Source organism: Campylobacter sp. P0109 (assembly GCF_002138755.1).
Classification (GTDB): domain Bacteria; phylum Campylobacterota; class Campylobacteria; order Campylobacterales; family Campylobacteraceae; genus Campylobacter; species Campylobacter devanensis.
Map to the genome: position 1 here is coordinate 1 of NZ_MJKK01000004.1, position 13,913 is coordinate 13,913.

At 34.7% G+C, this 13,913-nt stretch carries 15 protein-coding genes and 1 pseudogene; 7 read left to right on the forward strand and 9 right to left on the reverse strand.

All coding sequences use genetic code 11. The features are described from left to right. Window positions 1-194: 194 nt before the first annotated feature. The 7 genes from CIGNP109_RS04780 to rho are packed head-to-tail and all read right to left on the reverse strand — an operon-like array spanning window position 195 to window position 6,796. Window positions 195-764 (reverse strand): ComF family protein, encoded by a 570-nt coding sequence (locus CIGNP109_RS04780; protein ID WP_086228423.1) that lies wholly within the window; start codon window positions 762-764, stop codon window positions 195-197. A 32-nt stretch (window positions 765-796) separates the two neighbouring features. Further along, window positions 797-1,456 carry a hypothetical protein gene (locus tag CIGNP109_RS04785; RefSeq protein ID WP_086228424.1) on the reverse strand — a complete coding sequence of 220 codons (660 nt, stop codon included), beginning with the start codon at window positions 1,454-1,456 and terminating at the stop codon, window positions 797-799. After that, complete coding sequence (locus CIGNP109_RS04790; protein ID WP_086225014.1) at window positions 1,453-1,659, reverse strand: 2-hydroxymuconate tautomerase family protein; 207 nt, start codon at window positions 1,657-1,659, stop codon at window positions 1,453-1,455. The genes CIGNP109_RS04785 and CIGNP109_RS04790 overlap by 4 nt, the downstream gene beginning before the upstream one ends. Window positions 1,660-1,713: 54 nt before the next feature. Further along, window positions 1,714-2,061: a DUF4878 domain-containing protein gene (locus CIGNP109_RS04795; RefSeq protein ID WP_180380019.1), complete on the reverse strand. Its 348-nt coding sequence runs from the start codon at window positions 2,059-2,061 to the stop codon at window positions 1,714-1,716. Window positions 2,062-2,070: 9 nt separating this feature from the next. After that, complete coding sequence (gene lepA / locus CIGNP109_RS04800) at window positions 2,071-3,861, reverse strand: translation elongation factor 4 (RefSeq protein WP_086228426.1); 1,791 nt, start codon at window positions 3,859-3,861, stop codon at window positions 2,071-2,073. A gap of 7 nt (window positions 3,862-3,868) precedes the next feature. Then, entirely contained in the window at window positions 3,869-5,458 is a 1,590-nt protein-coding gene (locus tag CIGNP109_RS04805; protein WP_086228427.1) for a DNA polymerase III subunit gamma/tau, read from the reverse strand. Window positions 5,459-5,467: 9 nt separating this feature from the next. Continuing rightward, the gene (rho, locus tag CIGNP109_RS04810) at window positions 5,468-6,796 is read right to left on the reverse strand and encodes a transcription termination factor Rho (RefSeq protein WP_086225018.1); all 1,329 of its coding nucleotides are present in this window, start codon (window positions 6,794-6,796) and stop codon (window positions 5,468-5,470) included. A gap of 190 nt (window positions 6,797-6,986) precedes the next feature. On the opposite strand from rho, the gene CIGNP109_RS04815 reads away from it, so the two are divergent. From CIGNP109_RS04815 to CIGNP109_RS04840, 7 genes are read left to right on the forward strand one after another with little or no spacing between them, the layout of a single operon-like run. Beyond that, window positions 6,987-7,919: an aspartate carbamoyltransferase catalytic subunit gene (locus CIGNP109_RS04815; protein ID WP_086225023.1), complete on the forward strand. Its 933-nt coding sequence runs from the start codon at window positions 6,987-6,989 to the stop codon at window positions 7,917-7,919. After that, window positions 7,919-9,199 (forward strand): dihydroorotase, encoded by a 1,281-nt coding sequence (locus CIGNP109_RS04820; RefSeq protein ID WP_086228428.1) that lies wholly within the window; start codon window positions 7,919-7,921, stop codon window positions 9,197-9,199. The genes CIGNP109_RS04815 and CIGNP109_RS04820 overlap by 1 nt, the downstream gene beginning before the upstream one ends. Further along, on the forward strand, window positions 9,199-9,624 hold the full coding sequence (locus tag CIGNP109_RS08760; protein WP_086226815.1) for a type II secretion system protein: 426 nt from the start codon (window positions 9,199-9,201) through the stop codon (window positions 9,622-9,624). Before CIGNP109_RS04820 ends, CIGNP109_RS08760 begins: the two co-directional genes overlap by 1 nt. Window positions 9,625-9,644: 20 nt before the next feature. Then, on the forward strand, window positions 9,645-9,902 hold the full coding sequence (locus CIGNP109_RS04830; RefSeq protein WP_086228429.1) for an AAC(3) family N-acetyltransferase: 258 nt from the start codon (window positions 9,645-9,647) through the stop codon (window positions 9,900-9,902). 3 nt (window positions 9,903-9,905) lie between these two features. Then, entirely contained in the window at window positions 9,906-10,031 is a 126-nt protein-coding gene (locus tag CIGNP109_RS08765; RefSeq protein WP_272887906.1) for a hypothetical protein, read from the forward strand. Next, on the forward strand, window positions 10,021-10,212 hold the full coding sequence (locus CIGNP109_RS04835) for a hypothetical protein (RefSeq protein ID WP_086228430.1): 192 nt from the start codon (window positions 10,021-10,023) through the stop codon (window positions 10,210-10,212). Before CIGNP109_RS08765 ends, CIGNP109_RS04835 begins: the two co-directional genes overlap by 11 nt. Window positions 10,213-10,230: 18 nt before the next feature. Then, the gene (locus CIGNP109_RS04840; protein WP_086228431.1) at window positions 10,231-11,712 is read left to right on the forward strand and encodes an amino acid adenylation domain-containing protein; all 1,482 of its coding nucleotides are present in this window, start codon (window positions 10,231-10,233) and stop codon (window positions 11,710-11,712) included. Window positions 11,713-11,836: 124 nt separating this feature from the next. Here the strand turns inward: CIGNP109_RS04840 and CIGNP109_RS08850 are convergent, their stop codons facing one another. Both CIGNP109_RS08850 and CIGNP109_RS08855 read right to left on the reverse strand, forming a co-directional pair. Continuing rightward, on the reverse strand, window positions 11,837-12,496 hold the full coding sequence (locus tag CIGNP109_RS08850; protein ID WP_236847370.1) for a methyl-accepting chemotaxis protein: 660 nt from the start codon (window positions 12,494-12,496) through the stop codon (window positions 11,837-11,839). Window positions 12,497-12,958: 462 nt separating this feature from the next. Beyond that, a pseudogene (locus tag CIGNP109_RS08855) lies at window positions 12,959-13,837 on the reverse strand (nitrate- and nitrite sensing domain-containing protein); the annotation flags it as partial. Between the last annotated feature and the right edge of the window lie 76 nt (window positions 13,838-13,913).

Below are 13,913 nucleotides of genomic sequence, written 5' to 3' on the forward strand. Positions count from 1 at the left end.
TTATAAAAATTTATATGGTGAGATGAGATTAGATGGTGCTGAGGATTTTTATAGAGCTGAGCTTAGTCTGCCGTGCCATCAGATGATGAGCGATGATGATGCAAGAGTGGTTATATCAAGCTTAAATCAAATGTTAGAAAAATATAGTTTTGGGTGTGGGATTTGATGAATTTAGGATTTTAACACTCAAATTCCTACTCCCTAGCATCGGCTAAAACTAGGCCAAAAAGCACCCTAACTCCGGCTCTTTTCAAGAGCTTTTGAGCCTCTAGCATACTAGAGCCGGTGGTGATTATATCATCTACTAAGATTACAGGATATTTAATCTGCTTTAAAAGCTTGAATTGCCGTGGATTTTTGCGACGAAACTCCAAAGATTTTCCAGCATATTTCACGCTATTTGTAGCACGCAATGCCCTATAAAGCGGTGATAATTCTGAATTTGATAAAGCCTTGGCTAAGATCGCAGTATGAGAATATCCGCTTTTTGTATTATCATCAAGCGGAATTACTAAAACCTTGCTCCCAAAGCTAAACTCACTAGCAAATTTAGTTAGGCTCAAACTAGCCAAATTCGAAATCGCAAATGAGCCACAAAGATGATGCTTAGTAGATAAAATCTCTTTTATATCACTATATTTATAAAAATAATATACCTTAAATCCATCTACTAGCCTGCAACCTTGCTGATACTCACTAAGTATCTTTTGGCAATCTTTACATATCAATTTAAGCGATATTTTAGCACATTTCACACATCGCATTAATTTACCAAAATAGCCTTAGAAATGGCCTTTTATAAATTTGATATCTCTTGAGCAACTTTATTGGCTGATTGCTTGATTAGTAGATTCATATATAGGTCAAAATCCTCTATCTTGCTTACGCTTAGATCGCTTACATTTTGAGTTGTAGTGATATAGAGTGTTCTATTTTTATTGATATTTTTAATTTTTAGCGTACCAAAGAGTTTTGAATTTAAATAATTTGCACCTGGACTATAAATGCTTTTGATATTATCAAATTCAAACTGAACCCTATATGTATAAGGCGAATCACCATCACTTGCAACATAAATTCCACGAGCTTCTAGTTCAGCAGCTAATGTTTCGTAAAATACTTTAGCAAAATTTTTATCAAATTTAATATATTTACCATTAATTTTTATTAACTTTTGTGTTTCTATTAAATCGATAACTTTATGGATATATACCTTTTTTAGTGCTGCTGATGTATCGATTGTGCGGATATTTTCACAACAATTTATTGCTACATCGCTTCTGTATAATTTACCATCAATTAGCGTCTCATAGCCTCTTTGTGAGCAAGGCTCACACTTTGCATCTATGCGAAATAGTGTTTGTTTAGGTTTTTGCTCCTGGTTAGTTTGTGTGTTATTGCTTATAGCGCATCCACCTAAAATCATTGTTAAAACTAAAACCAAAAATACTCTCATTTTCTCTCCCTTATAGATTTTATACTCTCTCCTGCTAGGCCATAATTTTGCATATCTATCTCATCGATGATTACAACGGTACTAGATTTATTCCTGCCTAAGACCCGACTTACCAACTCTGTTACCCCCTCTATAAGCTGTGCTTTTTGCTCAGCTGTAGGCTCTCCATTTTCTTTAGTTACTCTAATGTTGATATATGGCATTATTTTCCTTTTAAATTATATTAGCAAATTTTGTGCCATTGTTAATTTTATATACTATTTTACTATTTGCCACTCTCCGTTATTATCTCTTTTGAGTTTGATCTTATCTCCATCTATGTGGGCATTAGCAGATCTGATTTTGATAGTTATATAGGCGTTATTTTCACTGATATCTTGGTCTAATATCTCTATATTTTTTATTATCTCATTTTGATTTTTATCCATAGCGTTTTGTATATACTCCATTGCTGGGTTGGATTTGATCTCTTCTGGCAAGGCAACCTTGATAATCTCTTGGATATTACCATCTTTTACGCTATTTAATATATCTGTCGCCTTAGAGCTATCAGAGTTACATCCAGCTATAATCAATGCTGGTATAATCCATAATCCCCTTTTCATCATCTCCCCTTAATCTATCTTAAGCACGCTTAAAAACGCCTCACTAGGCAAGGTTACCTTGCCTATGGCTTTCATACGCTTTTTACCCTCTTTTTGTTTTTCTAGAAGTTTTCTTTTGCGTGTTATATCGCCACCATAGCATTTAGCAGTTACATTTTTACCCATTGATTTGACCGTTTCTCTAGCGATAATTTTGCTTCCTATACTAGCTTGGATCGCTACTTCAAATAGCTGTCTTGGGACTATCTCTTTCATCGCTTTGACAAAATCCCTACCCTTGCTCATAGCCTTTTCTTCAGGCACTATGATAGATAGAGCATCTACGGTCTCGCCTGCTACTTTGATATCTAGCTTAACTAACTTGCCAATCCTATACTCACTTGGCTCATAATCAAAACTCGCATAGCCTTTTGTGGCGCTTTTGAGCTTATCATAAAAATCCATAACTATCTCATTCATCGGTATATCATACTCTAAAAGCACTCTTGAAGTGGTGATATAATCCATCTTAGTTTGAATAGCACGGCGTGAGCTTAAAAGAGTTATGATATTGCCTAAAAACTCGCTTGGCGTGATAATAGTAGCCTTGACATATGGCTCTTTTATATGCTCTATTTTATTTACTGGTGGTAGTTCGCTTGGGTTTTGAATATTTATAGTAGCTCCATCGGTGCATACTACTTGATAGGTAACTGTCGGTGCGGTAGCTATCAAATCTAGATTAAACTCACGCTCTAATCTCTCTTTGACAACTTCCATATGCAATAAACCCAAAAATCCAACCCTAAATCCAAAACCAAGAGCCGCTGAAGTCTCAGGCTCATAACTTATAGAGCTATCATTTAATTTTAATTTATCTAAAGCATCTCTTAAATCTTCAAATTTATCCGTATCAATAGGATATAATCCAGCAAAGACAAATGGCTTGGCCTTTTCAAATCCACCTATTGGCTCTGCGGCTCTATTTTTAGCTAGGGTTATGGTATCGCCTACACTTACACTAGCTACATCTTTTAGCCCCAAAACCACTATGCCTACCTCGCCAGCTTTTAGCTCATTAGTCTTGATAGGCGAAACGGGATTTGGATACATCAGGTCTAATACAATATGCCTTTTATCAGTTCCCATTACATAGACTTCATCACCCTTTTTAAGGCTACCATCGTATAATCTCACAAGAGCCAAAGCACCTAGATAGTTATCAAACCAACTATCATAAATAAGCGCTTTAAGTGGCAAATTTAAATCCGCTTTTGGTGGTGGAATCTTGCGAATTATCGTCTCTATTAGCTCTTTTATCCCAACTCCACTTTTAGCACTCACCTCTAAAGCCTCAGAGCAATCAAGCCCAATAACATGCTCTATCTCATTTTTGACTCTATCAGGATCGGCTGCTGGGAGATCTATTTTGTTTATTACTGGAATTATCTCAAGATTATTTTCAAGTGCGATATATACATTTGCTATTGTCTGGGCCTCGACTCCTTGAGAGGCATCTACTACTAGCAAAGCCCCTTCACAACTTGCCAAACTCCTACTAACTTCATAGCTAAAATCCACATGCCCCGGGGTATCAATCAAATTTAATATATAATTCTGTCCATCAAGTGTATAGCCAAGCCTTACAGATTGCGCTTTTATAGTGATTCCACGCTCTTTTTCTATATCCATTGTATCCATGACTTGAGAACTCATAGATCTCTCATCAACAGCGCCACACTCTGTTATAATGCGGTCTGCTAGCGTGCTTTTACCATGATCTATATGGGCTATAATGCTGAAATTTCTTATATTTTCCATAATTTTCCTAACTATTTGATAAAATCTGCGGCTCTCCAAACAGCCGTTTTAACTCTTTTAAATTCATATCCTCTTGGCTTATTGATGATTTTAGTGCCTCTAATCCTTTTGGCTCATCGGTTGGTTTTGAATTTGGATTTTGCTTATTTAGCGTAGTCTGCTCTATTATTGGTGGCATTGGAGCACGGCTAAGCGGGCTTTGCTTTTTTGGTTCACTTTTTTGTACATTTAGCTTGCTATTATCTCCATAAATACTACGAACAGATGGTAAAATTACATCATTATAAAATTTCCTAGCCAAAATTAGCTGATCATCACTCATAGCAAACTCAAGATTTAAAGTGTTATCTTTAAACCCTTTAAAACTCACACACTCATCAAAAATTACACCTAGTTCATAGCTTTTATCATAAATGGCATCAACAAATAGTTGATAGTTATTTTTTGATTTTGGCTTAACTGATGTTAAATTAGAATGGTTTTGCTCTGTTGGCTGCGAGGTTAAATTTGACACTGAATTTAGCGATAAATTTGAATTGGGTGATTGAGATTTTAGTGATGATATCGCATCATCAATATTTGTAAGATTAAATGCCTCAAGCATCATAAATAATGTGATAAATAAAACAAATTCTGGATCGGCTGAGTTATTTAGCATAGCTTTAGCTTCGCTTAATATCCTAAAAAATCTCTCAAAAATCAAAAGTGAAAAGTCGCCATTTTGGTGTATAAATTTATACTTTAAATGCTCGATTAATTCATCAATTATTGAGCTAGAATCATAATTTTGAAGCTCATTTAAAAGCTGTAAAAGATTATTTTTATCCCTTGAATTTATTATTGCAAATATCTCATCAATCTTGACTGGATCAAGCAGTCCTAGCATATCTACAACAACCTTATGCGTGAGCTTTTCGTGTGAGTAGATAATAGCTTGATCAAGTAAGGTAAGAGTATCTCTAAGGCTACCACCACCACTTCTAGCTAGCACTTCTAAGGCTCTTGGCTCAAATTCAATCCCTTCTTTATTTAATATAAACTCCAAATGCTTCACCACACTAGCCTTAGCAATAGAGTGAAATCTAAAATGCTGAGTCCGTGATAAAACAGTAGCTGGAAGTTTCAGCGGATCAGTAGTCGCTAAAATAAATTTAACATAATCAGGTGGCTCTTCAAGCGTCTTTAAAAGTGCATTAAAGGCCTCTTTGGTTAGCATATGAACCTCATCAATGATAAATATCTTAAATCTCGCACTACTTGGTGAGTATTTTGTCTGCTCGATTAACTCTCTGATATCATCGATTTTACGATGGCTTGCTGCGTCCATCTCTATGATATCCATATGTCGATTTTCATTAGCCATTATACAATTTGGACAAACTTCGCACGGATGAGCGCTTATACCCTTTTGACACAATAAAGCCTTAGCAAAAATCCTAGCGCTACTAGTCTTGCCACTCCCTCTAAGCCCCGAAAATAGATACGCATGGCCTAATCTATTAGAATCTAAGGCGTGAGATAGCGTATTTGCCACCACATCTTGACCTATTAATTCATCAAAGCTCTTTGGGCGATATTTGAGTGCTAAAGCTTTCAAATTTAGTCCTTATTCATTCATTATGCTTAAAAGCTCTTTATTGTTTTTGGTTTTTAACATTTTAGAGTATAGGAATTTAAGAGCCTCTATATCATCCATAGTAGCTATAATATTTCGTATAGCCCAAATTTTGCCTAAATCATCGCTACCTTGTAGTAATTCATCTTTTCTAGTGCCAGATTTGAGTATATTTACAGCTGGATAAATTCTACGATCTGAAATGGTGCGATCTAAGATAATTTCGCTATTGCCCGTGCCTTTAAACTCTTCAAATATCACATCATCCATTCTAGAACCTGTATCGATCAAAGCAGTCGCTACTATCGTTAGACTTCCGCCATTTTCTATATTTCTAGCTGCACCAAAAAATCTCTTTGGTTTATGAAGGGCATTGGCATCCACACCACCGCTTAAAACCTTACCGCTACTTGGGGTTACTGTGTTATACGCTCTAGCAAGGCGAGTAATGCTATCAAGCAATATCACAACATCTTTTCCCATCTCTACTAGCCTTTTAGCCTTTTCTATCACCAATTCAGCCACCCTTACATGATTTGACGCTGGTAAGTCAAATGTAGAGCTAAATACCTCACCACGCACACTGCGTTGCATATCTGTAACCTCTTCTGGCCTCTCATCTATTAAAAGCACTATTAGCTCAACTTCTGGATGATTTCTTGTAATGCCGTGAGCTAGCTCTTTCATAAGCTCAGTTTTACCTGTTCTAGGTGGGGCAACTATAAGTCCCCTTTGCCCCTTGCCTATCGGGGTGAAAAGATCAAGCACACGACCTGTAAGCTTCATTGGATCATATTCTAATTGAATTTTTTGATTTGGAAATAGCGGAGTTAGATTATCAAATAATGGGCGCTCTTTGGCTTCGGCTATGGATTTATAATTTATCGCTTCTATCTTTAAAAGAGCGTAATATTTCTCTTGTTCTCTTGGCTCTCTTACTTGTCCGGTTATGATATCACCGACTCTTAGGGCGAATTTTTTAATCTGGCTTAGGCTAACATATGTATCATTAGCAGAATCACTCAAATTTGCATCAGTAGAGCGTAAAAAGCCATATCCGCCCTCAACTATCTCTAAAATTCCAGTAAATAAGATAAATCCGCCTTGCTTGGTTTGGGCCTTTAAAATTTCAAATACTAGCTCTTGGCGGCGAAATTCTCTAGGGTTTTGGACGCCTACTTCTTCAGCGATTGCTACTAAGCTATCTAGGTCTTGGAGTCTTAACTCTTCTATTTTATAGCCATCAACTGGCGTGTGTGTGCGTGTGTGTTGTTTTTTGGTTGGTTGGTTTGATTGTTGAGCAGTTTCCTTATTTTCCATTAGTCCTCTTTAATATAGTGAATAAATAGCAGTACAACGAATAAAATTGTAGTTTGAAAGAACCAATTTTATACAAATTTTCTTAAATTGTCAATAAAATTTGAATTTAAATAAATGAATAAAATTTCAAAATTAAATCTACCATTAAGCCAAATCTAGATAAAATATCGTATTAAAAAAAGGGGCAAAAATGGCATACTCCAAAAAGGATCTCATCTCTACAAAAGATCTTACCACTGAGGATATATATCAAATTTTAAACCTAGCTAAAGATTATAAAAATCTAAATTTACAAAATGAGAAAAAGTCTCCACTTCTAAAAGGTGTAACGGTTGTAAATTCATTTTTCGAAAACTCCACTAGAACTCGCACAAGCTTTGAAATTGCGGCCAAAAGGCTATCTAGCGATGCTATAAATTTCACTGCTAGTAACTCAAGCACCAATAAAGGCGAAACCCTAATAGATACAATCAAAAATATAGAATCTATGCAAACAGATATCTTTATAATGCGTCATAGTAGTTCAGGTGCAGCACAATTTGTCGCTTCTCGCACTCCTAGCTGTGTGATAAATGCAGGAGATGGTTGCAATGAGCATCCTACTCAAGCGTTATTAGATCTTTTTACAATATATGAAAAATTTGGCTCATTTAATAATCTTACAGTTTCAATCATTGGTGATATAGCTCACTCTAGGGTAGCTAGATCAAATATTTATGCTATGCAAACATTAGGTATAAAAGTTAAACTATTTGGCCCACCCCAAATGATGCAATATGCTAAGGTTTTTGGTTGTGAAATTTGCAAAGATATGGATGAGGCAGTAAGCGGTAGTGATGCTATTATCATGCTTAGAATTCAGCTAGAAAGAAGCGATGATGAGACTCCATTTCCAAGCATTAGAGAGTATTGCAGATATTTTGGACTAAGCAAAACTAGAATGCAAAAAGCAAAAGAAAATGTAATAATTCTCCATCCAGGACCAATCAATCGTGGAGTAGAGTTAAATAGCGATGTAGCTGATGACCCACGCATATCTACAATCTTATCACAAGTAGAAAATGGCGTAGCTGTGCGTATGGCTATATTAGATATAGTTTATAAAAATCTAAAAGGGCTATAATGAAAACTTTAATAAAAAATGGAACAATAATCAATGCCAACGAGAGTAAAAAAGCAAATATATTAATACAAGATGATAAAATTATCTCTATTACCACAGATGAGCCATCTGCTGATATAGTAATAGATGCTAATGGCAAACTAGTTATGCCAGGATTAATTGATATCCATGTGCATTTTAGAGATCCGGGGTTTGAGTATAAAGATGATATTATCACTGGATCGCAAACTGCAGTAGCTGGTGGAGTAACTGCTTGTTGTCCAATGGCAAATACAAACCCAGTAAATGATAATGCTACAATAACTAGAGATATGATAGAAAAGGCTAAAAAACGAGGCCTAATAGATTTAATGCCAATTGGAGCTATAACAAAAGGTATGAAAGGCGGTGGAATTACTGAGATGGGAGAGATGAGTGAGGCTGGATGCGTGGCATTTAGCGATGATGGATTGCCTGTTAGCTCTAGCGATGTTATGAGAGCTGCGCTTGAGTATTCAGCGTTTCACGGCTCATTTATCATAAATCACTCTCAAGACTGCTCACTATGTAGAAATGGCCACATGAATGAAGGTCTAATGTCTATGAAGCTAGGTATCAAAGGTATGCCAAGAGAGCAAGAAGAGATAATGATAAGTCGTGATATGCTCTTAGCTAAACTCACAGGCGGCCATATCCATATAGCTCATGTTAGTAGTGCATGGAGTTTAAAACTAATAGAAACAGCTAAAAAAGAGGGCATAAATATCACTTGTGAAGTCTGCCCGCACCACTTTACTTTTGATGAAAGTGAGCTAGAAAACTACGATACAAATTACAAAATGTCTCCACCACTTCGCACCAAAGCTGATGTAGAGGCTATGAGAGATGGATTAAAAAATGGCGTGATAGATATCATCTGTACTGATCACGCTCCGCATCATAATGATGAAAAACAAAGAGAATTTGATAAGGCTCCATTTGGAATTTTAGGTCTTCAAACGCTCATTCCACTTACTTTAAATTTAGTTCGTGATGGGGTGATAAGCTTAAATAAAATGGTAGAGCTAACTAGCCTAAATCCAGCCAAACTACTAAAACTAAACGATAGAGGAGTTATCGCTGAGGGTTATTTGGCTGATATTACAATTGTCGATCCTGATTTTGAATATCTCTACGATGAGAAGCTAAACAAATCTAAATCACAAAACTCACCACTTCTAGGTAAAAAACTAAAAGGTGCTGCAATCAAAACTATAAAATCTGGAAGATTAGTATATGATTTTCCAAATGTGGTGGCGTGATGAGAAGCGCATTTACAATGATTGAGCTAGTCTTTGTCATTGTGGTGCTTGGCATTTTAGCTAGTATCGCAGTACCTAGGCTAGTTGCTACTAAGGACGATGCAAGTGCTGTAACATCAGCTACTTTACTAAAAGATACCATCGTCCAGCTTACTGCATATTACACTATAAATGGCAAACTACCAGCTGGTGAATTAAAATCTCAAAGCAATCTAGAAAATCTCGCTCCAACATATAAAAAATCACTAGATAAAAACGAAGCTTGGACAAGTTGCCTAAATATCACGCTCGCAAGCGATACTATTAGTGTTGATGATGCTAGTAATTCAAGCGAGCCATTATGCAAAACTTTAGTTAAAATCCCAGCTGTTAAAGAGTGGATAGATAATGATATCACCCTAAGCAGTAGCGGAATATTTAATTAATTTTTACTATTAAAAGGTAAATTTGCTTATTATCTGGATCGACTGGAGCGTTAGCTAACTGGATATTAAAAAACCGTCCTGAATTTGGCCGTACAGCTTACTCGATTTATTCATTAATGGTTTGGGGTAAGGATGCTAAAATGCTTGCTAATCTTAATAATATCGATGCCTTTGGGAGTTACTTGCCATTTGGTTATATGTATAAATTTGATGCGAAAATGGTCTTTTTTAATGTAGCAATCAATATGGGAATTACATTTACACACTATGTAGAATAGGCTTTGCAAGTTCCATATCGCTATTTTAAGCCTTTTACGGCTGGATATATTGATGCTAATGGCGTAGAGACTAAGAGAACTTATGTGATGTATGTTCGTGCTGCTGGGGTAAAAAAATATGCCAAATAGTTTTTATGAAAGTATTTTAAAGGAAGTTAAATTTGATAATTATTATATCAAGCTGCTTGGTTCTTGTGATACTTTTAGAATTACAGATAATGATTTATTAAATAATGGCGGTAAAAATCTTTATACATTTATTGATTATGAACTTGATTGGAATAAAGGGGTGTTTGTTAGTGAAAAATAAGATATTTAAGGTAGCGTGATGATTAGCAATATTTATGAATTTCTAGATAAAAGTGTAGCAAAATATCCAAATAAAACACTATTTGTAAGCGGTAAGAATTGTATTAGTTATCTTGAATTTAGCCATAAAAGTAGTGCTTTGGCTAGCAAGATTTTAGAATTTGGGTTAAATAAAAAGCCAGTTTTAATAATTTTGCCAAAATCCATCGAAGCACTTATAGCGATGTTTGGCGTGGCTAGAAGTGGAAATTTTTATAGTATTATAGATGAGAAAATGCCATTTGAGCGAGTGCAAAAAATTATAAATATTTTAAAACCTGCACTTATTATTACAGCAAGGGATTTAGGTGCTAATAATTATGATATTCCAATGATTTATAGCGATGAATTTGATAGCTTTAAGCCAAATTTATCACTGCTTAGTAGAGTTGAGATTATTGATACTGACTTGCTTTATGTGCTATTTACTAGCGGAAGCACAGGTGAGCCAAAAGGTGTGAGTATCAGTCATAAAAGTGTGATTGATTATATATTTTGGGTTAGTAAAACCTTTGATGTTGGAAATGATGAAATATTGGTAAATCAAGCACCATTTTATTTTGATAACTCAATTTTAGATATCTTTACTACAGTTAGATGCGGAGCGACTTTACATCTTTTATCTACTTTTGAATTTGCCTTTCCAGCTAGAGTAGTGGAGTATTTAAAAACTCACGGTGTTACGATGATATTTTGGGTTCCTAGCGTGTTAATATACTTTGCTAATACAAGAGCGTTAGAACATCAAGAGTTAAAAACACTTAAAAAGGTGCTATTTTGTGGTGAGATAATGCCAAATCGTCAGTTAAATATCTGGAGAAAAGCCTTGCCAAATGCACTTTATGCTAATTTATATGGGCCAACTGAGATAACTGATGTGTGCTGCTACTATGTGTGTGATAGAGAATTTGGCGATGATGAGCTACTACCAATTGGCAAAGCGTGTAAAAATACACAAATTTTACTTTTTGATGAAGATAATAACCTTATTACTCAGCCATTTATCAAAGGTGAATTATGCGTGCGTGGTAGTAGTCTTAGCCTTGGTTATTATGGCGATAGGTCTAAGAGTGCGCAGGTATTTATCCAAAATCCACTTCATAATAACTTCTACGACCCAATTTATAAAACTGGCGATATTGCAGCTTATAATGAGTATAATGAGTTAATCTGTTATGGCAGGCTAGATTCTCAAATCAAGCTAAATGGTCATAGGATTGAGCTAGGTGAGATAGAAGTGGCATTAAATTCACATCCGCAAATCAAGCGTTCAGCGTGTAAATTTACTGGTGAGAAAATTGTAGCGTTTTATGAAGCTAGTAGAGATATAGATAAGATTAGAGAGTTTTTAAGTAAAAAAATTCAAGAGTATATGATCCCAAAAATATTTATAAGATTGGATAAGTTTACTCTAAATGCCAATGGCAAAATCGATAGAAATGCGCTTGATGATAAGCTTTGAGAGTATTATAGTAATTGGTAAAGGATAAGGCGATTTAATAAAAATATCTATTTATTAAATCGCTTCATTTATGCTTATTCTTGCAATGACTAAAAGCTTAGCCATTGCAAATATTTAAGTGAATTTAAAATTTAAATTCGCTAATTTTATCCCTTAAATTCTCAGCTTTATGCTCTAGTGTATCAGAAACTGAGCTAATTTTATCCATTGAATTTGAGATATTTTGTAGCCTATCATTTAACGTTTTATTATTACTTAGTAGGTTATTGGTTTTATCATTTAACTCTTTTGAACTAGCCATTGCTTGGGTAGCTAGGGCGATGACATGATCAATGTTATCATTTGCTGTTTGGATTGTATTTTGAATATTTTGCGCTTCATCGACAAATGTCGTAAAATCTCTTGAGGTTTGTGTGATTTTTGAGCTTACATCATTAATTGACTTAGTAATAGCATTGATAGTTATATCAATCTCATCTAAAGATTTGCCAGTTCTTTCAGCTAGCTGTCTAACCTCATCAGCAACAACTGCAAATCCTCTGCCATGTTCGCCTGCTCTTGCTGCTTCGATGGCAGCATTAAGTGCAAGAAGGTTGGTTTGATCAGCAATATCTGATATAGTTGTTAGAATATTCTTAACATTTTGAGCATCATTATTTAGCATTGAGATATTAGTTAATAGCTCTTGTTGGCGACTTGCATCAAGCGTTACTAGCTCAGAGAATTCAGATATAACGCTAGAGGTTGAGCTTAGTTCATTTTTAGCTGTGATGATATTGTTCATTGTATCATTGCTTTTTAAAGCATTATCGCTTAGGCTATCTTCTACGCTATGACCGATTATTTGTGAATCTTTTGATAGTTTAAAGCCCTCTTGAGTATCATTTTGAATTACTTTTGACTCGCTTAGTAAGTCATTTGCAATTTGTAGATTTTGCTGAATTTGTCCATCAAGCTGACCAAATAGCTGTCTAATAACTTTTAAAAATCCTTCTATTTGTTCATAGATTAGCCCAATCTCATCTTTGCCTTTGTTTAGAACATTGTTTGGTCTAATATCTTTTGTTTTTTGGACATATACTAGATAGTTTAGGATTTTAGCAATTCTACTATTAATATTATGGATTATAATGTAGCTAAATCCAAATGTAGCAATAAACGCAAAGGCTAAAATTCCAATTGAGAAAACAAGCACATTAATATTGCTTTGTCTTATCTGGTCTATGTCTTGAATCAATCTAGCTGCTAGTCTATCTTCTATCTGTTTTAAGATATCAATCTTTTTGGTAATAGTAGCAAACCAGTATGTACCACTAGTCTCAAATCCGCCAGTAAATGCATTTTTCATCGCCACAGCTCTCATACGCTCAACTTCTTGAAAATCTTTGTTTCCACTAGTTATATTGTTATAATTGATTAGCTCCTCAGGGTCTACATATTTTTTAAACTCTTCTGTATATAGATTTTGAGCTACAACTAATGCGATAAATTTGTTATAAATTCCATCGCCGAATTTATCAGCTGAGAATGTATTTGATAAGACTGCTCTTTCTTGACCGGCATTTTCTTTAGCATTTATAAAGCTCACAAATGCAGTTAAAGAGCGGATTATTTTGTAGTTGTTTGAGATATTAGAGATTACTACTATATTATTGATTAGTTTTGAGATAGTATTTGTATAGTATCCTAAAACATCTCCTACTTTAACGCTAAAATTATCTACACCTCTTCTTATAGATTGGATATTATTTAGTGCATTTATTGTATCTTTTATAGAGTCCCTAAGCTCAACTGGATATGCATCTATTTCAAATTTAGATAGATTTTCATTAAGCTTATTTATCTCTTTATCGCTTAGTTGGCGTTGATTTAGTAGAATTTTTTTAAAATCCTCACTTTTACTACCTAGATATCCTGATGATGAACCTCTTTCTTTTTGTAGTTCATGTATTACAAGTGAAATTTGAGATGAGAGCAAGATTCCATCTTCGAGTAATTGAGTGCGTTTATAGGTATCATACTCTTTATTGATGAGATTGCCAGCTATGATCATAGCGACGATGAGCGGAATGACGATGAGAATAAGCATCTTATTCTTAATCTTGAAATTGTCAAATATCGACATATTTTATCCTTTCAAAATATGAATTAATTCGTCTGATATTTTACTATTAATAAATTATTTTTAGATTAAAAGTTTG

Excerpts from the sequence above, each read along its gene's own strand:
- CIGNP109_RS04780 (WP_086228423.1), bottom strand. The coding sequence starts at position 764 with ATGCGATGTGTGAAATGTGCTAAAATATCGCTTAAATTGATATGTAAA.
- CIGNP109_RS04785 (WP_086228424.1), bottom strand. The coding sequence starts at position 1,456 with ATGAGAGTATTTTTGGTTTTAGTTTTAACAATGATTTTAGGTGGATGC.
- CIGNP109_RS04790 (WP_086225014.1), bottom strand. The coding sequence starts at position 1,659 with ATGCCATATATCAACATTAGAGTAACTAAAGAAAATGGAGAGCCTACA.
- CIGNP109_RS04795 (WP_180380019.1), bottom strand. The coding sequence starts at position 2,061 with ATGAAAAGGGGATTATGGATTATACCAGCATTGATTATAGCTGGATGT.
- lepA (WP_086228426.1), bottom strand. The coding sequence starts at position 3,861 with ATGGAAAATATAAGAAATTTCAGCATTATAGCCCATATAGATCATGGT.
- rho (WP_086225018.1), bottom strand. The coding sequence starts at position 6,796 with ATGGAAAATAAGGAAACTGCTCAACAATCAAACCAACCAACCAAAAAA.
- CIGNP109_RS04815 (WP_086225023.1), top strand. The coding sequence starts at position 6,987 with ATGGCATACTCCAAAAAGGATCTCATCTCTACAAAAGATCTTACCACT.
- CIGNP109_RS04820 (WP_086228428.1), top strand. The coding sequence starts at position 7,919 with ATGAAAACTTTAATAAAAAATGGAACAATAATCAATGCCAACGAGAGT.
- CIGNP109_RS08760 (WP_086226815.1), top strand. The coding sequence starts at position 9,199 with ATGAGAAGCGCATTTACAATGATTGAGCTAGTCTTTGTCATTGTGGTG.
- CIGNP109_RS04835 (WP_086228430.1), top strand. The coding sequence starts at position 10,021 with ATGCCAAATAGTTTTTATGAAAGTATTTTAAAGGAAGTTAAATTTGAT.
- CIGNP109_RS04840 (WP_086228431.1), top strand. The coding sequence starts at position 10,231 with ATGATTAGCAATATTTATGAATTTCTAGATAAAAGTGTAGCAAAATAT.
- CIGNP109_RS08850 (WP_236847370.1), bottom strand. The coding sequence starts at position 12,496 with ATGAACAATATCATCACAGCTAAAAATGAACTAAGCTCAACCTCTAGC.